The 22,576-nt window shown below is 70.6% G+C and carries 19 protein-coding genes; 13 read left to right on the plus strand and 6 right to left on the minus strand.

The window, feature by feature from the left end; translation table 11 throughout:
* The first annotated feature begins 35 nt into the window (after positions 1 to 35).
* From KSED_RS06085 to aroB, 9 genes are all read left to right on the plus strand, one after another.
* A complete protein-coding gene (locus tag KSED_RS06085; RefSeq protein ID WP_015779225.1) occupies positions 36 to 1,031 on the plus strand; it encodes an ABC transporter permease in 996 nt (331 codons plus the stop codon).
* 38 nt (positions 1,032 to 1,069) lie between these two features.
* Positions 1,070 to 2,164 carry an ABC transporter ATP-binding protein gene (locus KSED_RS06090; protein ID WP_049758378.1) on the plus strand — a complete coding sequence of 365 codons (1,095 nt, stop codon included), beginning with the start codon at positions 1,070 to 1,072 and terminating at the stop codon, positions 2,162 to 2,164.
* Entirely contained in the window at positions 2,161 to 3,225 is a 1,065-nt protein-coding gene (locus KSED_RS06095; protein ID WP_015779227.1) for an ABC transporter ATP-binding protein, read from the plus strand. The genes KSED_RS06090 and KSED_RS06095 overlap by 4 nt, the downstream gene beginning before the upstream one ends.
* Positions 3,226 to 3,315: 90 nt before the next feature.
* Entirely contained in the window at positions 3,316 to 5,997 is a 2,682-nt protein-coding gene (gene alaS / locus KSED_RS06100) for an alanine--tRNA ligase (protein ID WP_015779228.1), read from the plus strand.
* A 5-nt stretch (positions 5,998 to 6,002) separates the two neighbouring features.
* The gene (ruvX, locus tag KSED_RS06105) at positions 6,003 to 6,548 is read left to right on the plus strand and encodes a Holliday junction resolvase RuvX (protein ID WP_237699572.1); all 546 of its coding nucleotides are present in this window, start codon (positions 6,003 to 6,005) and stop codon (positions 6,546 to 6,548) included.
* Positions 6,549 to 6,577: 29 nt separating this feature from the next.
* Complete coding sequence (gene mltG / locus KSED_RS06110) at positions 6,578 to 7,684, plus strand: endolytic transglycosylase MltG (RefSeq protein WP_015779230.1); 1,107 nt, start codon at positions 6,578 to 6,580, stop codon at positions 7,682 to 7,684.
* Positions 7,681 to 8,685 carry a shikimate dehydrogenase family protein gene (locus KSED_RS06115; protein WP_015779231.1) on the plus strand — a complete coding sequence of 335 codons (1,005 nt, stop codon included), beginning with the start codon at positions 7,681 to 7,683 and terminating at the stop codon, positions 8,683 to 8,685. The genes mltG and KSED_RS06115 overlap by 4 nt, the downstream gene beginning before the upstream one ends.
* 2 nt (positions 8,686 to 8,687) lie before the next feature.
* The gene (gene aroC / locus KSED_RS06120) at positions 8,688 to 9,926 is read left to right on the plus strand and encodes a chorismate synthase (RefSeq protein WP_015779232.1); all 1,239 of its coding nucleotides are present in this window, start codon (positions 8,688 to 8,690) and stop codon (positions 9,924 to 9,926) included.
* Positions 9,923 to 11,704, plus strand: coding sequence for a 3-dehydroquinate synthase (gene aroB, locus KSED_RS06125; RefSeq protein WP_015779233.1), 1,782 nt, complete (start codon positions 9,923 to 9,925; stop codon positions 11,702 to 11,704). Before aroC ends, aroB begins: the two co-directional genes overlap by 4 nt.
* Positions 11,705 to 11,828: 124 nt before the next feature.
* Here the strand turns inward: aroB and KSED_RS06130 are convergent, their stop codons facing one another.
* From KSED_RS06130 to KSED_RS06155, 6 genes are all read right to left on the minus strand, one after another.
* Entirely contained in the window at positions 11,829 to 13,100 is a 1,272-nt protein-coding gene (locus tag KSED_RS06130) for an ABC transporter ATP-binding protein (RefSeq protein WP_015779234.1), read from the minus strand.
* The gene (locus tag KSED_RS06135) at positions 13,075 to 14,154 is read right to left on the minus strand and encodes an ABC transporter ATP-binding protein (protein ID WP_015779235.1); all 1,080 of its coding nucleotides are present in this window, start codon (positions 14,152 to 14,154) and stop codon (positions 13,075 to 13,077) included. The genes KSED_RS06130 and KSED_RS06135 overlap by 26 nt, the downstream gene beginning before the upstream one ends.
* 11 nt (positions 14,155 to 14,165) lie before the next feature.
* Positions 14,166 to 15,209: an ABC transporter permease gene (locus KSED_RS06140; protein WP_015779236.1), complete on the minus strand. Its 1,044-nt coding sequence runs from the start codon at positions 15,207 to 15,209 to the stop codon at positions 14,166 to 14,168.
* On the minus strand, positions 15,202 to 16,128 hold the full coding sequence (locus KSED_RS06145; RefSeq protein WP_115306657.1) for an ABC transporter permease: 927 nt from the start codon (positions 16,126 to 16,128) through the stop codon (positions 15,202 to 15,204). The genes KSED_RS06140 and KSED_RS06145 overlap by 8 nt, the downstream gene beginning before the upstream one ends.
* A gap of 205 nt (positions 16,129 to 16,333) precedes the next feature.
* On the minus strand, positions 16,334 to 18,094 hold the full coding sequence (locus tag KSED_RS06150; protein WP_015779238.1) for a peptide ABC transporter substrate-binding protein: 1,761 nt from the start codon (positions 18,092 to 18,094) through the stop codon (positions 16,334 to 16,336).
* 164 nt (positions 18,095 to 18,258) lie between these two features.
* Positions 18,259 to 19,827 (minus strand): FMN-binding glutamate synthase family protein, encoded by a 1,569-nt coding sequence (locus tag KSED_RS06155; RefSeq protein WP_015779239.1) that lies wholly within the window; start codon positions 19,825 to 19,827, stop codon positions 18,259 to 18,261.
* 134 nt (positions 19,828 to 19,961) lie between these two features.
* Between KSED_RS06155 and efp the strand changes: the two genes are divergently transcribed.
* From efp to KSED_RS06175, 4 genes are all read left to right on the plus strand, one after another.
* Entirely contained in the window at positions 19,962 to 20,522 is a 561-nt protein-coding gene (efp, locus tag KSED_RS06160; protein ID WP_041291340.1) for an elongation factor P, read from the plus strand.
* A complete protein-coding gene (nusB, locus tag KSED_RS06165; protein ID WP_015779241.1) occupies positions 20,522 to 20,935 on the plus strand; it encodes a transcription antitermination factor NusB in 414 nt (137 codons plus the stop codon). The genes efp and nusB overlap by 1 nt, the downstream gene beginning before the upstream one ends.
* Positions 20,936 to 21,027: 92 nt before the next feature.
* Entirely contained in the window at positions 21,028 to 21,618 is a 591-nt protein-coding gene (gene pyrR / locus KSED_RS06170) for a bifunctional pyr operon transcriptional regulator/uracil phosphoribosyltransferase PyrR (RefSeq protein ID WP_015779242.1), read from the plus strand.
* Positions 21,615 to 22,574, plus strand: a complete 960-nt coding sequence (locus KSED_RS06175) for an aspartate carbamoyltransferase catalytic subunit (RefSeq protein WP_015779243.1) — start codon at positions 21,615 to 21,617, stop codon at positions 22,572 to 22,574. The genes pyrR and KSED_RS06175 overlap by 4 nt, the downstream gene beginning before the upstream one ends.
* Positions 22,575 to 22,576 lie beyond the last annotated feature (2 nt).

Below are 22,576 nucleotides of genomic sequence, written 5' to 3' on the forward strand. Positions count from 1 at the left end.
CCGCACCACCCACCACCATCGTTCAGGAGTCCTGGGTGCTCGTCTACATCCTGCGCCGTCTGGCCATCTCGGCCGCCGTGCTCTTCTCGGTCATCCTCATCACCTTCGTGGTCTTCTTCCTGGGTCCCAGCGACCCCGCGGGGGCCATCTGTGGTGACTCGCCGTCGTGCACGCCCGAGCGCGTCGACCAGATCGCCGCGGCCCTCGGGCTCGACGTGCCCATGCACCAGCAGTTCACCGACTTCGTCGGCGGCATCTTCATGGGGCGTGAGATCTCCAACGGCGCCTTCGTCAAGGTGTGCGAAGCCCCCTGCCTCGGGTGGAGCTACTACCGCAACGCCCCGGTGACCGAGCTCGTGCTGGACGCCTTCCCGGTGACTGCCTCGTTGGTCTTCGGCGGCATGATCGTCTACGTGATCCTCGCCCTGATCGCCGGTGTGGTGTCCGCAAAGTTCCGCGGGACCGCCCTGGACCGCGTGATCGTGGGTGGCAGCCAGTTCATCAGCTCAATCCCCTACTACGTGTGCGCGCTGATCTTCTTCCTGTACGCGATGGTGTTCACCGGGATCGTGCCCCGCGCCGAGTGGCACAAGCCGTGGGAGGACCCCGTGGCCTGGTTCGTCGGCCTCATCGGGGTGTGGCTGTTCTACGGGACCTGGGCCTCGGCGGGGTACATCCGTTACGTCCGTGCCTCCATGATCGACGTGCAGAACTCCGACTACGTGCGTACCGCACGGGCCAAGGGGCTCGGCGAGACGGCCGTCAGCTACAAGCACGGCCTGCGCGCGGCGATCGCCCCCTTCGTCACCCTGGTGGGCATGTCGGTGGCCACCGAGCTCATGGGCGCCATCTTCACCGAGACGATCTTCGGCCTGCCCGGCATGGGCAAGCTCGCCATCGACTCCTTCCGACAGGACGACCTGCCGGTGATCGCCGGCACCGTGATGCTCGGCGCCGTGCTCGTCACCCTGGGCAACCTGATCGTCGACCTGCTCTACAGCGTCATCGACCCGCGCGTCCGGCTGCAGTGAGCACCGCGACCCACCCCTCCGGACCCGAGGACCCCACCATGACTCTCACGAACTCCACCCCCGACGACCCGCACGCGGTGTTCGCCCGCCCCGAGCTGGGGGAGCCGCTCCTGAAGGTGCGCGACCTGCAGGTCGCCTTCCCCACCGAGGACGGGCTGGTCCGCGCCGTCAACAGCCTGAGCTACGACGTCCACGCCGGCCGCACCCTCGCGGTGGTGGGGGAGTCGGGTTCCGGCAAGTCCGTCTCGACGATGGCCGTGATGGGCCTGCACGACCCCAAACGCACCCGGATGTCCGGCTCGATCCTGCTCGACGGACGGGAGATGGTGGGTGCCAGCCAGTCCCAGTTCCGCAAGATCCGCGGCAACGTGGCCTCCATGATCTTCCAGGACGCCCAGTCCTCGCTGCACCCCTACAAGCGGGTGGGGGACCAGATCGTCGAGGCCTACCGCGTGCACCACAACGTCTCGCGTTCCAAGGGCATGGCCCGGGCCGTGGAGATGCTGGACCGCGTCGGCATCCCCAACCCCCAGAAGCGCGCCCGGCAGTACCCCTTCGAGTTCTCCGGCGGCATGCGCCAGCGCGCGATGATCGCGCTGGGCCTGGTGAACGACCCCAAGCTGCTGATCGCCGACGAGCCCACCACGGCCCTGGACGTGACCGTGCAGGCCGCGATCCTGGACCTGCTCAAGGAGCTGCAGGACGAGTACGGGTCCGCCATCATCCTGATCACCCACGACCTGGCCGTGGTCGCCGAGGTCGCCCACGACACGCTGGTGATGTACGCCGGGCGCGGCGTGGAGCGCGGTGACACCAAGGAGGTGCTCGCCGACCCGCGCCATCCCTACACGCGCGGCCTGCTGGGCTCGGTGCCGAGCATCAGCGAGACGGTGGGCGACGAGCTGCGCCCCATCAAGGGTGCGCCCCCGAGCCTCACCCACCTGCCCAGCGGCTGCTCGTTCAACCCGCGCTGCGAGTTCGCCTCGATGGTGCCGGAGGACCGCTGCCGCACCGACGTGCCCGGCCTCACGGTGCCGCCCGGCACCGACCACCGCCTCGTGCGCTGCCACCTGTCGGCCATGGGCGTCGACATCTCCACCGTCGACCCGACCCCCCAGGAGACCCTGCGATGAGCACCCGCATCGACGACGTCGTCGTCCACCCGCGCCGGTCCACCGCCGATCGCGAGGTGCTGCTCGAGGTCTCCGACCTCACCAAGCACTTCCCGATCACGGAGTACCGCGGCGTCCTGCCCACCAAGAAGACCGTCAAGGCCGTCGATGGGGTGAGCTTCGACCTGGCCGCGGGGGAGACCCTCGGCCTGGTGGGCGAGTCCGGCTGTGGGAAGACCACCACCGGCCGCCTGGTGACGCGCCTGGAGCAGCCCACCTCCGGGTCCATCGTCTTCGAGGGCCAGGACATCGCCTCGTACTCCGAGGGCAAGCTGCGCCCGTTGCGCCGCGACATCCAGATGATCTTCCAGGACCCCTACGCTTCGCTGAATCCCCGGTACACGGTGGGCAACATCATCGCGACGCCGATCCGGGTGCACAAGCTCATGCCCAAGAACAAGATCAAGGGCCGGGTGCAGGAGCTGCTGGAGCTGGTGGGCCTGAACCCCGAGCACATCAACCGGTACCCGAACGAGTTCTCCGGTGGGCAGCGGCAGCGCATTGGCATCGCCCGCGCGCTGGCCGTGGAGCCCCGTGTGATCGTGGCCGACGAGCCCGTGTCGGCGCTGGACGTCTCGATCCAGGCGCAGGTCATGAACCTGATGGAGAACCTGCGCCGTGAGTTCAACCTCGCCTTCGTGTTCGTGGCCCACGACCTCGGTGTGGTGCGCCACTTCTGCGACCGCGTGGCCGTGATGTACCTGGGCCGGATCGTGGAGATCGGCGACCGGGAGCAGATCTACGGCAACCCGCTCCACCCGTACACCCAGGCCCTGCTGTCCGCCGCACCGGACATCAACGTCGTGCGGGGTGTGGCCAGGCAGGAGCGCATCCGGCTCGAGGGCGACGTGCCGAGCCCCATCGACCCGCCCAGTGGGTGCAGCTTCCGGACGCGCTGCTGGAAGGCCCAGGAGGTGTGCGCCACCACGCCGCCGGCGCTGGAGTCCAAGGGCGACGACGCCCTGCACCGGGCGGCCTGCCACTTCGCGGAGCCGCGCGCCATCACCGTCGAGACCGCCTGAGGCCCTCGCGATATCCTGCACCGTCGGTCTCCTGCGGGAGGCCGGCGGTGCAGCCGTGTGCCGAACTCGTCCCCATGATCAGGAGCTGTGATGGAAACCGCTGAGATCCGCCGCCGGTGGCTTGCCTACTTCGAGGGCAAGGACCACGCCGTGGTGCCCAGCGCCCCCTTGATCCACGACGACCCGAACCTTCTGTTCGTCAACGCCGGGATGGTGCCCTTCAAGCCCTACCTGCTGGGGCAGCAGACCCCGCCGTGGCAGCGTGCCACCAGCGTGCAGAAGTGCGTGCGCACCGGGGACATCGAGGAGGTCGGCAAGACCTCCCGCCACGGCACCTTCTTCCAGATGAATGGCAACTTCTCCTTCGGTGACTACTTCAAGGCCGGCGCCATCTCCATGGCCTGGGAGTTCCTCACCACGCCCGAGGCCGGCGGGGGCCTGGGGCTGCGCAAGGACGACCTGTGGGCGACGGTCTACAACGACGACGACGAGGCCTTCGACCTCTGGCTCGAGCTCACGGACCTGCCCGCCGAGCGGATCGTGCGCCGGGACGAGGAGGACAACTACTGGAGCATGGGCGTGCCCGGCCCCGGTGGCCCCAGCTCGGAGATCTTCCTCGACCGCGGTGCCGAGTACGGCCGTGACGGCGGACCGGCGGTGGACGAGGACCGGTTCATGGAGATCTGGAACCTGGTCTTCATGCAGCACGAGCTCTCCGCGGTGCGTTCGAAGTCCGACTTCGACATCGCGGGGAACCTGCCCCAGCAGAACATCGACACCGGCATGGGGCTCGAGCGCATCGCCTCGGTGCTGCAGGGGGTCGACAACCTCTACGAGATCGACCAGGTCTACCCGGTGCTGGACCGCGCCGCGGAGATGGCTGGCGTGGAGTACGGCGCGAGCTCGGGCCACATCGCCTCGGAGAGCCACCCGCACGACGTACACCTGCGCGTCGTCGCCGACCACGTGCGCTCGGGCCTGATGCTCATCGGCGACGGCGTGGTGCCCGGCAACGAGGGCCGCGGCTACGTGCTGCGCCGAATGCTGCGCCGCGCGGTGCGCTCCATGCGCCTGCTGGGCGTCACCGACCCCGCGCTGCCGGAGCTGCTGCCCATCTCCCGCGACCTGATGGGGGAGTCCTACCCCGAGCTGGTCTCGGGCTGGGACCGCATCAGCCAGATCGCCTACGCCGAGGAGGACGCCTTCCGCCGCACGCTGGAGGCCGGCACCACCATCTTCGACGTCGCCGCCGGCCAGACCAAGGACGCCGGCCAGAAGGTCTTCCCCGGTGACAAGGCCTTCGCCCTGCACGACACCTACGGTTTCCCGATCGACCTGACCCTCGAGATGGCCGCCGAGCAGGGGCTGGCCGTCGACGAGGCGGGCTTCCGCGGCCTCATGACCGAGCAGCGGGAGCGTGCGAAGGCCGACGCGCGGGCGAAGAAGTCCGGGCACGCGAACACCGAGGTGTGGCGCGAGCTGCGGTCCCTCGGCGCCACGGACTGGCGGGCCTACACCGACCTGGCCACTGACGGGCGCGTCGTCGGCCTGGTGCGTGACGGTGAGCGGGTGGGCGGGCTCTCGCAGGGTGAGACCGGCCAGGTGGTGCTGGACACCACGAGCTTCTACGCCGAGTCCGGTGGCCAGGTGGCCGACGCCGGCATCATCACCCTCGACGGGGCCCGCCTGGAGGTCGTCGACGTCCAGCGCCCCGTGAAGGGACTGGTCGCGCACACCGTGAAGGTCGCCTCCGGCGAGGTCACCGAGGGTGCCGATGCCCGCGCCGAGGTGGACCCCACGTGGCGCATCGAGGCCGCTCAGGCGCACTCGGGCACCCACGTGGTGCACGCGGCGCTGCGGCAGGTGCTGGGCCCCTCGGCCCTGCAGTCCGGTTCGTACAACAAGCCCGGTTACCTGCGGCTCGACTTCGCGTGGAACGGCGCGCTCGATGCGGCGACCCGCAGCGAGCTGGAGGAGGTCGCGAACCTCGCGGTGCGCGACGACCTGCCAGTCTCCGCACACTGGATGAGCCTGCCGGCCGCCCGTGAGTGGGGCGCCCTGGCCCTGTTCGGTGAGACCTACGACGAGGACGTCCGCGTCATCGAGATCGGTGGCCCCTGGTCGCGCGAGCTCTGCGGTGGCACGCACGTGCAGCACTCCTCGCAGATCGGTGCGCTTACGCTCACCGGTGAGTCCTCGGTGGGCTCCGGGTCGCGCCGGTTGGAGGCCTTCGTCGGCCTGAACGCCCTGCGCCACCTGGCCACCGAGCGGGCGCTGGTCGCCGAGCTGAGCACCATCGCCGGTGTGCAGCCGACCGAGCTGAAGGACAAGGTCTCCCAGCTGGTGGCCCGGTTGAAGGAGACCGAGCGGGAGATCACCGCCATGAAGCGCCAGCAGGCACAGGGCGCCACGGCCGGCCTGGTCGACGAGGCCGAGCAGGTGGGTGGCATCCGGCTGGTCACCAAGGAGCTGCCCGAGGTGGACGGTGGCGACCTGCGCACGGTGGCGCAGGACGTGCGGGGCCGGTTCGGCGACGCAGCGGCCGCAGTGGCGCTGGTCTCCACCGCGGGGGCCAAGCCGGTAGTTGTGGTGGCCACCACCCAGGCCGCCCGTGACGCCGGGGTCAAGGCCGGGGCACTGGTGAAGGCCGCGGCCACCGCCCTCGGCGGCGGTGGCGGCGGCAAGGACGACCTCGCGCAGGGCGGCGGGCAGGACAACTCCCGCGCCGCCGACGCGCTGGCCGCCATCCGCGCCGCGGTCGCGAACGCCTGAGCACCGTGACCACCGGACCGGCGACCTCAGACCACCCCGGGCAGGAGGCGACGCCCCTGCCCGGGGTGGTCTGGGCCGTGGACGTGGGCCTGGCCCGCGTCGGGGTGGCCAGCGGCGACCCCGACGGTGTCCTGGCGACCCCGGTGGAGACCGTCGCGGTGGCCCCGGGTCTTACCGCCCTCGACCGGGTGGTCCAGCTCGTCCGCCAGGAGGAGCGCTCCACGGGCGTCGTGGTGGGCCTGCCCCGCCACCTCGACGGGCACGAAAGCACCTCGGCCGTCGAGGCGCGCCGCTGGGCCACGGCTCTGGCGTCCCGGCTGGGCCCCACGGTCCGGGTCTGGCTGGTCGACGAGCGCCTGAGCACCGTGGCCGCCTCGCGCGGCATGCGGGAGGCTGGTGTTCGTGCGAAAGAGCAGCGCACCCGCATCGACCAGGCCGCCGCGGTCGAGATCCTGCAGATGTCCCTCGATGCATGGCGTCGGGGCTCTAGAATCGGCGAGCTGGTCCCCGGTCGCAAGCCGCGCAGTCGAGCGGCCGGCAGGACTCCGTGAGCACCCCCCGAGGACAGGAGCCACCGCGCATGGCAGAGCACCGCCGCAGCAGCCGTCTGCGCCGCTCCGCGCCCCCGCGCCCGCCGCGGGCCCAGGTGGCCGCGGTGATGGTGGGCGCTCTCGCCTTGACCGGTGTGGGCTCGGCCCTGACCTGGGACACGCTCGCCCCGGCCCTGTCCGCGGTGGCCATCCCGGACCTGGGCAGCCACCCCGACTACGAGGGGGAGGGGCACGGCGAGAAGATGGTCAAGGTCCCCGAGGGGTCCAGTGGCTTCGAGGTCGGGCGCATCCTGGCCGAGAACGACGTCGTGGCCTCCGCGCCGGCCTTCAACGAGCTCGCGCGGCTCGAGCCCCGCATCGAGCGGCTGCAGCCCGGCACCTACGTGATGAAGAACGAGATGAGCTCGGTCGCGGCGATCGAGGCCCTGCTCGACGAGGGCAACCTGCGGGTCGACAAGGTGACGGTGCCCGAGGGGCTGTGGGTGGACGAGACCTTTGACCGCCTGGCGAAGGGTACCGACGTCCCGCGGGAGGACTACGACGCCCTGGAGCCCGCGGACGTGGGTCTGCCCGAGGAGGCCGGCGGGGAGTTCGAGGGCTGGCTGTTCCCCTCCACCTACAACTTCGACATCGACGACGACGCGCGCACCCAGGTGCGCAAGATGGTCGAGCAGACGCAGACCGAGCTCCGGCGCGAGGAGGTGGCCCGCAAGGACTGGCAGCGGATGCTGACCGTCGCGTCCATCGTGGAGGCCGAGAGCTCCGGCCAGGCGGACCGCGGCAAGGTCGCCTCGGTGGTGTTCAACCGGCTCGAGCAGGACATGCCGCTGGGGATGGACTCCACCATCCACTTCATCCACCGGGAGCGTGGCCGCGCGGCCACCTCCACGGAGCAGCGGAAGGCCGACAGCCCGTACAACACCTACGAGCGCACAGGCCTGCCGCCCGGACCGATCAACAGCCCCGGACGGGCCGCCCTGGACGCCGCGGTGGACCCCGACGACACGGACTTCCTCTACTTCGTGGCGGTGAACCCGCTGACCGGGGAGACGAAGTTCTCGCAGACCTTGGGCGAGCACCAGCGGTACGTGGAGATGTTCAACCGGTGGTGCCAGCAGAACGAGGAGATGTGTTGAGCGAGCCCCCGGGCACGGGTGGTGCAGCGGGCCGGGCGCCGCACGCGGTCGTCGTGGGTTCCCCGGTGGCGCACTCGCTCTCGCCGCTGCTGCACCGTGCGGCCTGGCAGGAGCTGGGTCTGGGGGCGGGGAGCTACGAGCGCGTCGAGGTGCCCGCGGGAGAGCTGGCGCAGAGCGTCGAGCGCCTGCACTCGCGCGAGCAGGTGACAGCGCTGTCGGTCACGATGCCGCTCAAGGAGGAGGCCCTCGCCCTGGGGCTCGCGGGCGCGGGTGCGTCGGAGGTGGCCGTCCTGGCCGGCGGGGCGAACACGCTCGTGCTGGGCGGTGACGGGTGGGCCGCGAGCAACACCGACGTGCCGGCGCTGGCGCGCGTGATCGGCCGGGCCTGCGGGCAGCGGTCCACTCCGGGGGCCGACCCGGCCGCACCGCACGAGTCCGAAGTGGTGCCGGGGGAGGTAGTGCTGCTCGGGTCGGGTGCCACGGCCCGTTCGGGGCTGTTGGCGCTGCACTGGTGCGGCGCGCGGGAGGTCACGGTGGCGGTGCGCGACGCGGTCCGCCGGGACTTCTCGCGGCTGGCCGACGAGCTCGGCATCCGGGTGGCGGTGGTGCGCCTGGACGCCCTGGCGCCGACGCTGCGCGAGGCGACGGCTGCACCGGGCAGCCTGCTCGTGGTGAACACCCTGCCCGCCGGCTGGTGGGAGACCCTGGCGGCGCCCGCCTGGGCACCCGGTGGGCGGGCGCACGGGGGGCTGCACCAGCGGGACGCCCCCGGGCCGGATCACCCGGCGGCGGGGGTCGTGTGGGTGGACGCCCAGTACGCAGGCTGGCCGCACCCGTGGGCGGCGGCCGCCGAGGACGCCGGGGCTCAGGTGCTCAGCGGATTGCACATGCTCGTGGAGCAGGCCGTGGACCAGGTGGAGCTCATGACCGGCCTGCGCCCCACGGCCGAGGCCACCGCCTCCCTGCTGCCGCCGGAGCTCCGCGCGCTGCATAGGGTGTGACCATGCTGAGGTGGTTGACGGCCGGAGAGTCGCACGGAGAAGCCCTGACCGGGGTCCTCGAGGGAGTGCCCGCCGGGGTCGGGGTGACCACGGAGGACCTCGCGGGCGCCTTGGGGCGGCGACGGCTCGGGTACGGCCGGGGGGCCCGCATGTCCTTCGAGGCCGACCGGGTCACCCTCATCGGGGGTGTGCGCCACGGGGTCACGATGGGCTCGCCGGTCGCCCTGCGCATCGACAACACCGAGTGGCCCAAGTGGCAGGCGGTGATGTCTGCCGACCCGGTGCCGCCGGAGTCGCTGCAGGTCGATGCGGGGCGCGGCGACGAGCGCGAGGTCGCGCGGAACCGTCCGCTGACGCGGCCGCGCCCCGGTCATGCGGACCTGGCGGGCATGCAGAAGTACGGGCTCGACGAGGCGCGTCCGGTCCTGGAGCGCGCGAGTGCTCGGGAGACCGCGGCCCGGGTGGCTCTCGGAGAGGTCGCCCGGCAGGCGCTGGGAGCACTCGGCATCGAGCTGGGCAGCCACGTGGTGGCGCTCGGCGGGGTGCACGTCCCGGACGGTGTGTTGGACCGCGCGGCGTTGGGTGACCTGACCACCGATGGGGGGCGCGCCCGCATCGACGCCGACCCGGTCCGCTGCGGGGACCCGGCGACCGCGGCCACGATGGTGGAGCGCGTCGACGAGGCGAAGCGCGCGGGCGACACCCTCGGCGGGGTGGTGGAGGTCGTCGTGGCCGGGCTGCCGTCGGGGCTGGGCTCCCACGTGCACGGCGACCGCAGGCTCGACGCGCAGCTCGCGGGGGCACTCATGTCCATCCAGGCGATCAAGGGGGTGGAGCTCGGCGACGGCTTCGACGTGGCCGACCAGCCCGGCAGTGCCGCCCACGACGAGATGGAGTGGGACGAGGGCGCCATCCGCCGGGTGACCGACCGGTCCGGTGGGGTCGAGGGCGGCATGTCCACCGGCGAGCTACTGCGTGTACGCGCGGCGATGAAGCCGATCAGCACGGTGCCGCGGGCCCTGCGGACGGTGGACGTCGCGACCGGGGAGGCCGCGACGGCCCACCACCAGCGCTCCGACGTGTGCGCGGTGCCGGCTGCGGGCGTCGTGGCCGAGGCCGAGGTGGCCCTGGTGCTGCTGCGGGCGGTGCTGGAGAAGTTCGGGGGCGACCACCTCGAGGACACCCGGGCGGCCGTGGAGCACTACCGCCGGCGCCTGGCCGGCATGGGTGGCCGGCCATGACGCGACGGCGCCGCCGGGAGTTCGGATGGTTCTCCCACGGTGCTCCCCAGCAGGCCGGGTGGCACCGCACGGGGCGCCTGCCCTGGCAGCGGGTGTCCCTCGAGCCCACACCGGCCGAGGTCGTGCTCATCGGGCCGCCGGGGGTGGGCAAGTCCAGCGTGGCCAAGCTGCTGGCGGGGTCGTCCCGCACCGTCATCGACACCGATCGTCAGGTGGCTGAGCGCGCGGGGTGCAGCATCCCCGAGATCTTCGAGCGCCACGGCCAGGAGCACTTCCGGGCCCTGGAGGCCGAGGTGGTGCGCGAGGCCGTCACCACGAACGGGGGTTCCCTGCGGGCTGGTGGGGTGGTGAGCCTGGGCGGCGGGGCGGTCATGACCCATGCCGTGCAGGAGGTGCTGCGCGAGCACGCCGCCGCCGGCCGGGCCGTCATCTGGCTGCAGGTGGACCCCGAGGCGATGGCAGAGCGTCTCGGCGAAGGGGGCCGCCCCCTCCTGGCCGGGGACCCCGAGGAGGCACTGATTCGCTGGCGCACCCTGGAGGCCGCTCGCCGCGACACCTACGCGGAGCTGGCCACGCACGTGATCGACACGACCGGGCGCCCGGCCCACGAGGTGGCGGCTGTCCTCCGGCAACGGCTCGACGAGCCACTCCACGGGCCGGTGGCCGCGCACGCGGGGCTGCGGGTCTCGGTGTCCACGAGCACCGGCCAGGACTACCCGGTGGCGATCGGCCACCGGGCGCTCCGGGAGCTGCCCGACCTCCTGACTGCGACCGGCGGCGTGCCCCACCGCGCGCTCGTGGTGCACCAGCCGGACGTTCAGGACGCTGTGGAATCGGTGGCCGACACGCTGACGGCGTTGGGCACACAGGTGCACCGTCACCGCATCGAGCCCGCCGAGCCGGGCAAGAGCCTGGCCGGCGTCGCCGGCATCTGGGAGGCCTGCGCCGGCGCGGGGCTCGACCGGCACGACCTGCTGGTCGCCGTCGGGGGAGGGGCTGCCACGGACGTCACCGGCTTCGCCGCGGCCACCTGGATGCGGGGTGTCGACGTCGTGCACGTGCCGACCACCCTGTTGGCGATGGTGGACGCCTCCGTCGGCGGGAAGACCGGCATCAACACTGCCGCGGGCAAGAACCTGGTGGGGGCCTTCCACCAGCCGCGGGCCGTGGTGGCCGACCTGGACCTGCTGGGCGGCCTGCCGACCGACGACGTGCGTGCGGGCCTGGCCGAGGTCGTCAAGTGCGGCTACATCGACTCGGCGGACCTGGACGGGCGGGAGATCCTCGACCTGGTCCGGCAGGGGGCCCGGAGGGGGGAGGACCCGCGCGACTGGCCCTTCCTGGCCGAGCTCGTGCGCCGCGCGCTGCGGGTGAAGGCGCGGGCGGTGGCCGCCGACACCCGGGAGGCCGGCGTGCGGGAGCACCTGAACTTCGGGCACACCCTGGGCCACGCGCTGGAGAAGCTGGAGGACTACCGCCTGCGCCACGGCGATGCGGTGGCGATCGGCATGGTCTATGGCGCAGCGCTGGGGGAGGAGCTGGACCTGTGGCCCGGGACGCAGGAGGTACGCGAGCTGCTCACGGCGGTGGGCCTGCCCACGCACTATCGCGGCGCGGCGAGGTGGCCCGAGGTGCGGGCCGCGATGGCCGGGGACAAGAAGGCACGCGCCGGCACCCTGCGCTTCGTGCTGCTGGCCGAGGCCTGTGAGCCGGTCACCCGGGAGGTGGCCGACGAGGAGGCGCTGGAGCGGGCGTGGGGGGCCGTGAGCCCGGCCTGAGGCGGACCCCCGGCCGGGGACGCAGCAGAGTGTTCCCGGGCCGGGGGAGCGACGCCGGACAACACGCCGGAGGGCGGGCCCGCTGGTGCGGACCCGCCCTCCGGCAGTGTGGTGCGGCAGTGCCTCAGCGGACCGCCTCGACCACGTGGCGCTCCTCGGAGAAGATGCACCGGCTCGGGTGGTCGGTGCCCTCGCGGATCTCCAGCTGCGGGTCGCTCGTGGCACACAGCTCCACGGCCTTCCAGCAGCGGGTGCGGAAGCGGCAGCCCGACGGCGGGTTGGCCGGGGAGGGCACGTCGCCCTCGAGGCGGATCTGGTTGCGCTTGCCACGCAGCTCGGGGTCCGGCACCGGCACCGCGGAGAGCAGCGCCTGGGTGTACGGGTGCACCGGGCGGCCGTAGATCTGGTCCTCGTCGCCGAGCTCCACCATGCGGCCCAGGTACATCACGGCTACGCGGTCGGAGATGTGGCGCACCACCGAGAGGTCGTGGGCGATGAAGATGTAGGAGAGCCCCAGCTCGTCCTGCAGCTCCTCCATCAGGTTCACCACCTGCGCCTGCACCGACACGTCGAGCGCGGAGACCGGCTCGTCGCAGACGATGACCTCGGGGTTCAGGGCCAGGCCGCGGGCGATGCCGATGCGCTGACGCTGACCACCGGAGAACTGGTGCGGGTAGCGGTTGATGTGCTCCGGGTTGAGGCCCACCAGGTCGATGAGCTCCTTAACGCGTGCCGTCCGCTTGCCGCGGGGGAGCACGTCGGTGTGGATGCGGAACGGCTCGGCGATGATGTCGCCCACCGTCATGCGCGGGTCCAGGGAGGTATACGGGTCTTGCAGCACCATCTGGACGTTGCGCCGCATCTCGCGGAACTCGCGGGAGTTCATGGACGAGATGTCCTGGCCCTTGTAGAAGAGCTCACCCTCGGTGGGCTTCTCCAGGGACATGATGAGGCGTCCGAGCGTGGACTTGCCACAGCCGGACTCTCCCACCACGCCCAGGGTCTCGCCGCGGTACAGGTCGAAGTCCACACCGTCGACGGCGCGGACGTGGCCGTACACGCGCTTGAAGACACCCTTGGTCAGCGGGTAGTGCCGCTTCAGCCCACGCCCACTGATGACGGGGGTCTCACCCAGGCGGTCCTTGCGGACACCCGTGGCGACGACCTCGTCGACATTGGTCTCCACGGCACGGGCCGGGACCCCGGGGTTGTTCGGGTTCTCCGCCGAGTGGTCACGGTTCCAGTCCGCGTCGGTGGCCGAGCCGGTGGTCGCTTGCAGGGTGGCCGCGTCCGGGCGGTCGGCGGCCGTCGCTCCGGCGGGCTGCCCTGCGGTCTCGGTGGTTCGGACCTCCTGCGGGTCCCGGGCGTCCTCAGGACGCAACGCGCTGGCTCCCATCGAGCGTCTCCTTCCAGAAGTGGCACGCCGAGGCGCGCTCCGGGGTGAACTGCGCCAACGGCGGCGGCGGGTCCGCGCGGCAGATGTCCTGCGCATACGGGCACCGCGGGTTGAAGGCACATCCCGGGGGGATGTTCGTGAGCATCGGGGGCAGTCCCTCGATGACGGTGAGCTTCTGACCCTTCTGGTCCACGCGCGGGATGGAGGCCAGGAGGCGCTCGGTGTAAGGGTGGGCCGGGTTCTTGTAGAGCTCGCGGGCCGGCGCCTGCTCGACGATGCGCCCGGCGTACATCACCGCGATCTGATCGGCGACGTCGGCCACCACACCCAGGTCGTGGGTGATGAGGATCAGGCCCATGTTCATCTCGCTCTGGAGCTCTCCGAGGAGCTCCATCACCTGGGCCTGCACGGTCACGTCGAGGGCCGTGGTGGGCTCGTCGGCGATCAGCACCTCGGGGTCCAGCGCGATCGCCATGGCGATCATGATGCGCTGGCGCATACCACCGGAGAACTCGTGCGGGTAGTTGTTCACCCGCTCGCGGGCCGCAGGGATGCGCACGCGGTCCATCAGCTCGATGGCGCGCTCCGTCGCCTCCTTCTTGCCCATCTTGCGGTGCACGCGGAACATCTCCGCGATCTGCGCACCGACGGGGAAGACGGGGTTCAGGGCCGAGAGGGAGTCCTGGAAGATCATGGAGATCTTCTCGCCGCGGTACAGCCGGCGCTCGGACTCCTTCATGGCCAGCAGGTCCTTGCCACGGAAGCGGACCTCACCGCCGGTGATCTTGCCGGGAGGCGAGTCGAGGATGCCCATGACGGCCTGGGCCGTCACGGACTTGCCCGACCCGGACTCACCCAGGACGGCCAGGGTCTCCCCGGCGCGCAGGGTGTAGTTCACGCCGTTCACCGCCCGGGCCACACCGGCCTTGGTGCGGAACTCCACGTGGAGGTCGTCGACCTCGAGGAGCACCTCGCCCTTGGCGGCACGGTTCGCGACGGGGACACCCTGGGTGCGGGTGCTGGCGGGTCGCTGCGCAGGGTTCTTGTCTGTCATGTCGTTGCTCCTCATCGCAGCTTCGGGTCGAGGGCGTCACGGACGGCGTCACCGAGGAGCATGAAGCTCAGCACGCAGACCGAGAGCGCCAGCGACGGCCAGAACATGATCATCGGGTGGGTGCGCAGCACACGCTGGGCGTTGGAGATGTCACCACCCCAGGAGACGGTCGCCTCGGTGTCCAGACCGATGCCCAGGTAGCTCAGGGTGGCCTCGGAGACGATGAACATGCCCAGCGAGATCGTCGCGATGACGATCACCGGCGCGATGGCGTTGGGGATGATGTGCGTGGTGATGATGCGCCAGGTGCTGGCGCCCATCGACCGCGCCGCGGTCACGTAGTCGGCCTGCTTGGCCTGCAGCACCGCGCCGCGCATGATGCGGGCGACGCTCGTCCAACCGAAGATCACCAGCATCAGGGCGACGGTGGGGATGTTGCGCCCCAGCCAGCCCAGACCGGGCAGGTCGATGTGCTCGACCATCGACATGACCACGATGCCGGCGAGCAGCAGCGGGATGGCCAGGAAGGTGTCCAGGATGCGCGAGAGCACCGCATCGATCCAGCCACCGAAGTAGCCGGCGATGGCGCCGATGGCACCGCCCAACAGCACCACGCCGAGGGTGGTGAGCACGCCGACGGAGATGGACGCACGGGCACCGTGCACCACGCGCGCGAAGATGTCGTGGCCCTGCTGGTCGAAGCCCAGCGGGTGGCCGTCGCGGGCCGGCTCGAGGCTGTCCATGATGTTCTGCGCCTGGGGGTCCACGGAGGTGAAGATCCCCGGGAACAGTGCCATCACCATCATGAGCAGCATCAGCACGAGGCTGATGATGAACATGGGGTTGCGGATGAGGTCGGCCGCCGCGTCCTGCGCCAGGCTGCGCGGCTTGCCCACGTTGGCGTTCGGGTCATCCGCGGGTGCGCCGCCGTCGGTCCGCTCGTTCTGGGCGGGGTCCGCCGAGAGCTGGTCGGAGTCGACGCGGCTGGCGCGCTCGTGCTCGAGGTCGAACTCCTCGGCCTCGAGCTGGGCTTCGTGCTGGTTTCGTTCAGTCAAGGCGGATCCTCGGGTCGAGCACGGCGTAGAGCAGGTCCACGATCAGGTTCGCGATGAGGTACACGAAGATCAGCACCGTCACGAACGAGACCACCGTGGCGTTCTCGCCGGCGTTGATAGCGCGGAAGATCTGGTTACCGACGCCCGGGACGTTGAAGATGCCCTCGGTGACGATGGCGCCACCCATGAGCGCACCCAGGTCGGTGCCCAGGAAGGTCACGACCGGGATGAGGGAGTTGCGCAACAGGTGCACGCCGATGATGCGGTGCTTCGGCAGACCCTTGGCCAGCGCGGTCTTGACGTAGTCGGAACCCTTGTTCTCGACGATCGAGGTGCGCATGAGTCGCGTGATGTACGCAACCGAGAGCGCTGCGAGGACGATGCCGGGCAACAACAGGGCGGACCACGAGGCGTCTCCACCCACCGTGGGCTCGAAGATCTCCCAGCGCAGACCGAGGAAGAACTGGGCCAGGAAGCCCAGGACGAACACGGGGATCGAGATGACCAACAGGGTCAGCAGCAGGGCCGCGGTGTCCAGGAAGGTGCCGTGGTTCAGACCGGCGATCAGACCGATCGGGATGCCGATGAGGACCTCGAAGGCCCAGGCGATCATCGCCAGCTTGATGGTGACCGGGAAGGTCTCCTTCATGACCTCGATGACGGGGCGGCCGGTGAAGGTCTCACCGAAGTCCAGGGTCACGATGCCCTGCAGGTAGTAGCCGTACTGCACGAGCAACGGCTCGTCGAGGTGGTACTCCTCGTTGAACCTCTGGACGAACGCCGGGTCACAGGCACGGTCGCCACACAGTGCGGCAGCGGCGTCGCCTGGAAGTCCGTAGACCATGGCGTACAGCAGCAATGTCGCCAGGATGAACACGGGGATCATCTGGAGCAATCGCCGGAGCACATAGGTACCCACAACTTCTCCTCAAGTCTTCTGGTGCACGGGGCAGGGATCGGGCCTCGCGGGGGAGCGGGGCCCATGTGCAACGCCGGAACACTACAGGCCCGGTGAGGCCCAGGTCACAGGACACGCCCTGAGACGACTGTGGGGGACCCGTTCGGGGTCCCCCACAGTCGCCGGGAGTCAGTGCTCGGCAGCCGTCACCGAGCGCTGCTCATCGTCAGTTCTTGACGATGTTGTGGTACTCCGGCACGCCGAAGACGTCGAAGTTCACGTCCTGGACGTTCTCGCTGTAGCCACCGGTGGTGTTCGAGTACCACAGCGGGATCGCCGGGGCGTCCTCGACCAGGACCTTCTCGGCCTCCTGATACTTGGCCACCGACTCCTCGTTGGACTCCGCGGTGTCACCCTCGTCCAGCAGCTTGTCGAACTCCTCGCTCGAGTAGCCACCGTCGTTGGAGCTGGCGCCCGTCTTGTACAGCGGGGTCAGGAAGTTCTCCAGGGCCGGGTAGTCCATCTGCCAACCGGTGCGGAAGGCGCCGGTCATGTTCTTGCTGCCGACGTCGTCACGCAGACCCTTGAAGTTCGGGTAGGCCTGGCCGGAGCACTCGATGCCCAGGGCGTTCGTGATCTCACCGCAGACCGCGTCGACCCAGGCCTGGTGGCCACCGTCGGAGTTGAACGCGATGGTCAGCGGGTCACCGCTCCAGCCGCCGGCCTCCTCGAGGAGGGCCTTGGCCTTCTCGTCGTCGTGCTCACAGAGCTCACCACAGATGCCCTCCTCGTAGCCGTCGACGACGGGCGACGAGAAGTCCTTGGCCGGGGTGCGGGTGCCCTGGAAGATCTTCTGGGTGATGCCCTCGCGGTCGATGGACATCGAGATGGCCTTGCGGATCTTCTTGGCCTCCTCGGAGTCACCGGCGAACGGGGCGTCGGCGTACAGCGGGAAGGTGAAGGACTGGAACACGCCGGCGGGCTGGTTGACCGCACGGTCGCCGAGCTCGTCCTCGAAGGTGGACAGCGCGGTCTCCGGAACGGCGTCCAGGACGTCGAGCTTGCCGGCCTGCAGGTCGACATAGGCCGCGTCCTGCTCCTGGTAGAACTGCACGTCCACGCCGCCGTTCTTCGGCTGGCTGTCACCCACGTAGTTCGGGTTCTTGACCAGCTTGGCGCCGACGTTGTGGTTCCACTCCTCGACCATGTACGGGCCGTTGCCGACCGGCTTCTCGCCGAAGGCCTCGGGGTCCTCGAAGAAGGACTCGGGCAGCGGGGCGAAGGCGGTGTAGCCCAGACGCTGCGGGAACGCGGCGTAGGCCTCCTCGAGGGTGACCTCGAAGGTGGTGTCGTCCACGACCTTGAGGCCGGACATCTCCTCGGCCTCGGCCGCGGGAGCCTCCTCGGAGCCCTCCTCGGAGGCAGGGTGCACCTCGGCGTAGCCCTGGATCGGCTCGAAGAAGTAGGCGGCCTGGTTGTTGTTGTCGATGTGGGCGCCCCAGTTCCAGGCGTCGACGAACGACTGGGCGGTGACCGGCGTCCCGTCGGAGAACTTGCGGTCGTCCTTGATCTTGATGGTCCAGACCTTGTTGTCCTCGGACTCGATCGACTCGGCGACGTCCATGACCGACTGGCCCTCGGAGTCGTAGTCGATGAGCTTGGCGAAGACCATGTCGAGGATCTTGCCGCCACCGGTCTCGGTGGTGTTGGCCGGGATCAGCGGGTTCTGCGGCTCGGAGCCGTTCGCCGTGATGATCTCGTCGTTGCCCCCGCCCGCAGCGGCGTCGTCGCCACCGGAGCTGGACTCGTCGCTGCCGGACTCGCTGGACTCGTCACCCGAGCCCGAGCCCGACTCCTCGGCGCTGGTCTGGGACGAGCTGGACTCGTCGCCGCCGGACTCGTCGTCGCCACCACATGCGGTGAGCGTCAGGGACAGTGCCGCGACGCCGGCCGCGCTGGCCAGCCACTTGTTGCGCTTGATCGCCATGGATCCTCCTGTTGCTGATGGGATGCCACAGCCGGGACCGTGGCGTGCACCACCCTAAGCGCCTGTGGGCCGAGTCACCGCACGCAACGGCCCGTCGTTACTCAACTGCAACACAACGGGTCCGGCACCGCCGGGCGTCGGTCGCGGGGGGAGTCGCGCGGTCCTCACGCCTCCACGGGGGAGTCGTCGGTCTGGTCCGGCTGGGTGAGCTCGTGCATCAGGTCGACGACCTCGTGCCGCAGCTCCTCGGGCACGCCGCCCCAGCCCAGCTCGTAGTTGTAGACCTCGCGCAGGGATCGGCCCTCGCGCGTGCCCCACATCAGCTCGAGGTCGTCGGTGGTGACGAACCCGGGGTGGGCGACGCCCACGGCCTCGGCGAGCCGCAGCAGCTGCGCGCGCAGCTCACGGATGTAGTTACGGGTCCGCTGCGCCTTCGACGGCACGTCGATGCCCCGTTCCAGCCAGGGGTTCTGCGTGGCCACCCCGGTGGGGCAGCCACCGGTGTGGCACTTCTGGGCCTGGATGCAGCCCACGGCCATCATCGCCTCGCGCGCGACGTAGAGCATGTCCGCCCCGAGTGCCATCGCCACGATCCCGTTGGAGGGGATGCCCAGCTTGCCTGCCCCGATGAAGGTCACCTTGTCGGTGATCCCGGCACGGGCGAAGGTCGAGTAGACCCGGCTGAAGCCGAGGCGGAAGGGGAGGGCCACGTGGTCGCTGAACAACGAGGGCGCCGCCCCCGTGCCGCCCTCGCCCCCGTCGACCGTGATGAAGTCGACGCCTCGCTCGCCGCCGATCATCTGGTCGGCGAGCTCCTCCCACATGTTGATCTCCCCGATGGCCGACTTGATCCCCACCGGGAGCCCGGTGGCCTCGGCGATCTCCTCGACGACGTCCAGCATCGAGTCCACGCTGTTGAAGGCCGAGTGGCGCGAGGGGGAGGCGACGTCCTGGCCGACCGGCACCCCGCGGATCGCCGCGATCTCGGGCGTGACCTTGTCCCCGGGGAGCATCCCGCCCAGGCCGGGCTTGGCACCCTGCGAGAGCTTGATCTCGATGGCCCTGACGGGATTGGCCTGGGTGAGTTCAACCAGCATCGGGATCGACAGCCGGCCCTTCTCGTCACGGCACCCGAAGTACCCGGTGCCCACCTGGAAGATGAGGTCGCCCCCCTGCTGGTGGTGCACGGAGAGCCCACCCTCGCCGGTGTTGTGCATGGCGCCGGCCATGGCCACGCCCTGGTTGATGGCGCGCACGGCCCGGCCGGACAGCGACCCGTAGCTCATGGCCGAGACGTTCACGACCGACTCGGGCCGGAAGGCGTGTCGACGCCCGCGGGGCCCGCCCAGGACCTTGGCCGAGGGGAGCAGTGCGGGGTCGCCGGGGTGGCCGTGGGAGGTGGGGGGCGCCTCGCTGCTGAAGGTGCGGTGCTTCACCACCAGCCACCCCTCGTCGAACTCCACGTTGTTGTCGGTCCCGAAGCCCGCGTAGGTGTTCTGCTGCTTGGCAGCGGCGTAGATCCAGGACCGCTGGTCGCGGTTGAACGGTCGTTCCTGGTCGTTGGAGGCCACGATGTACTGCCGGAGCTCCGGACCGATCGTCTCCAAGGCGTACCGTGCGTTGCCCAGGACGGGGAAGGTGCGCAGGATGGCGTGCTTCTTCTGGAACGCGTTCTGCGCCGCCCACCCGGCGAGTCCGACGGCGGGAAGGGCCAGGGCCTTGAGGGGGTGCATGCCCCCGTTCTACCAGCCCCTGCGCCGCCGGCGGAGAGCCCAGTCGGCCAGTCGGTAGGATTGCCGACTGCCCACACCGCGTGCCGGTGCACCGAGGGCACACGAACTCCCCGACGACGCAGAAGGACTTCCCCGTGGCCACGACGAACGACCTGAAGAACGGCATGGTGCTCAAGCTGGAGGGCCAGCTCTGGCAGGTGCAGGAGTTCCAGCACGTCAAGCCCGGCAAGGGGCCGGCCTTCGTGCGCACCAAGATCAAGAACGTCCTGTCCGGCAAGACCGTCGACAAGACCTTCAATGCCGGCACGAAGGTGGAGACCGCCACGGTCGACCGCCGGGACATGCAGTACCTGTACAACGACGGTGACTCCTTCATCTTCATGGACACCAAGGACTACGAGCAGCTCCCGATCCCCGCCGAGATCGTCGGCGACGCCTCTCGCTTCATGCTGGAGAACCAGGAGGTGCAGGTCTCCACGCACGAGGGCGTGCCGCTGTTCATCGAGCTGCCCCCGAGCGTCGAGCTGCGCATCACCCACACCGACCCGGGCCTGCAGGGCGACCGGTCGACCGGTGGCACCAAGCCCGCCACGCTGGAGACCGGCGCCGAGATCCAGGTGCCGCTGTTCCTGGAGAGCGACACCCTGGTGAAGGTCGACACCCGCGACGGCTCGTACATCAGCCGCGTCTCCTGATGGCCGCTCGTTCCAAGGCCCGCAAGCGCGCGGTCGACCTGCTCTTCGAGGCCGAGCAGCGGTCCCTGAACGTCGAGGTGCTCATGGCACGCCGGCGGGAGGAGCCGGAGGCCCAGGTCGTGGTGCCCGAGTTCACCGTCACCCTCGTCGAGGGCGTGGTGTCCCACTGGGCCTCGATCAACGATGCCCTGTCCTCCTGGTCGCAGGGCTGGTCGCTCGAGCGCATGCCGGCGGTGGACCGCGCCATCCTGCGCCTGGGCACCTACGAGATCGTGTGGGCCGAGGACGTGCCCGATGCGGTGGCCATCAGCGAGGCCGTGAACCTCGCCGCCCACCTGTCCACCGACGAGTCCCCGAACTTCGTCTCGGGGCTGCTCACCCGCATCAGCCAGATGAAGGCGACCATCGTCTGAGGCGGGTGACACCCTCGCACGCCATGCCCTAGGGTGTGCGGCGTCCGACATCCTTTAACGGCCTGTCCCGTGAGGCAGCCAAGGAGGTCACGATGGGGAACAACCCCACTGTGCGTACCGTCCTGTCCGACCAGGACATCCAGCGCGCCATCCGACGGATGGCCCACGAGCTGCTCGAGCGGAACGACGGAGCCGAGCGCCTCGTCCTGCTCGGCATCCCCACCCGCGGCCTGCCCCTGGCCCACCGCCTGGCCGCCGCCATCCACGCCATCGAGGGCGCCGCCGTGCCCTGTCTCGCGATCGACCCGGCCCCGCACCGCGACGACCTGGGCCGGGGGGCCGATCGCTCCGGCAGGTCGCCGGACCGCGCCCGCCCCGCGCCCTCCGGCGCGCCCCTCGACGCCGACCAGGTCTCCGACCGCGTGGTCGTGCTCGTCGACGACGTGCTGCACACCGGCCGCACGGTGCGCGCCGCGATGGACGCCGTCTCCGCCGCCGGGCGCCCGCGGGCCATCCGCCTGGCCGTCCTGGTGGACCGCGGCCATCGCGAGCTGCCCATCCGGGCCGACCACGTCGGCAAGAACCTGCCCAGTGCCGCCGACGAGCGGGTGCAGTTGCGGCTCGCCGAACCCGACGGGATGGACGCCGTCCAGATCCTCCGCGAGGGCGAGGAGGCCCGATGAAGCACCTGCTCAGCATCGCCGACCTGGACCGGGAGTCCCTCCTGCGGCTCCTCGATGCGGCCGAGGGGCACCTCGCGCTGCAGGACGAGCGGGTGAAGAAGCGGGACCACCTGCGCGGCCGCACCGTCATCAACCTTTTCTTCGAGGACTCCACCCGCACCCGGTCGTCCTTCGAGATCGCCGGCAAGTGGCTCGGGGCCGACACGATCAACATCGCCGCCAAGGGCTCGTCGGTGAGCAAGGGGGAGTCGCTGCGCGACACCGTGGCCACCATCGCCGCGATGGGGGTGGACGCGCTCGTGGTGCGTCACCCCGCATCGGGGGCACCGGCGCAGATCGCCCGCTGGCTCGACGCCCAGGGCCGCCGCGCCTCGGTGGTGAACGCCGGTGACGGCACCCACGAGCACCCCACCCAGGCGCTCCTGGACGCGTTCACCCTGCGCCGGGCCCTGGGGGAGCTGGAGGGGCGGCACGTCGCGATCGTCGGGGACGTCACCCACTCCCGGGTGGCGCGGTCCAACCTCATCGCGCTGCGCACCCTGGGGGCGCGGGTGACGGTGGTCGCGCCGGCGACGCTCATGCCCAGCGGGGCGGCGGCCTGGGCCGCACGGGACGGCTTCGCGCTCTCGCACGAACTCGACGCGGTGCTCCCCACGGTCGACGCCGCCATGATGCTGCGCGTGCAGTCCGAGCGCATGGCCGGCGGGTACTTCCCGACCCCGCGTGAGTACACGGTGGTCAACGGCCTGACCCGGGACCGGTTGGCCGCCCTGCCGGAACACGCCGTGATCTGCCACCCCGGGCCCATGAACCGCGGCCTGGAGATCAGCCCCGAGGCCGCCGACGACGCCCGGTCGCGGGTGCTCGACCAGGTGAGCGCCGGGGTGGCCGTGCGCATGGCCGTGCTGGACACCCTCATGAACGACCCCCACCACACGGACGGAGTGCAGGCATGACG

It is taken from the genome of Kytococcus sedentarius DSM 20547 (genome assembly GCF_000023925.1).
GTDB classification, from domain to species: domain Bacteria; phylum Actinomycetota; class Actinomycetes; order Actinomycetales; family Dermatophilaceae; genus Kytococcus; species Kytococcus sedentarius.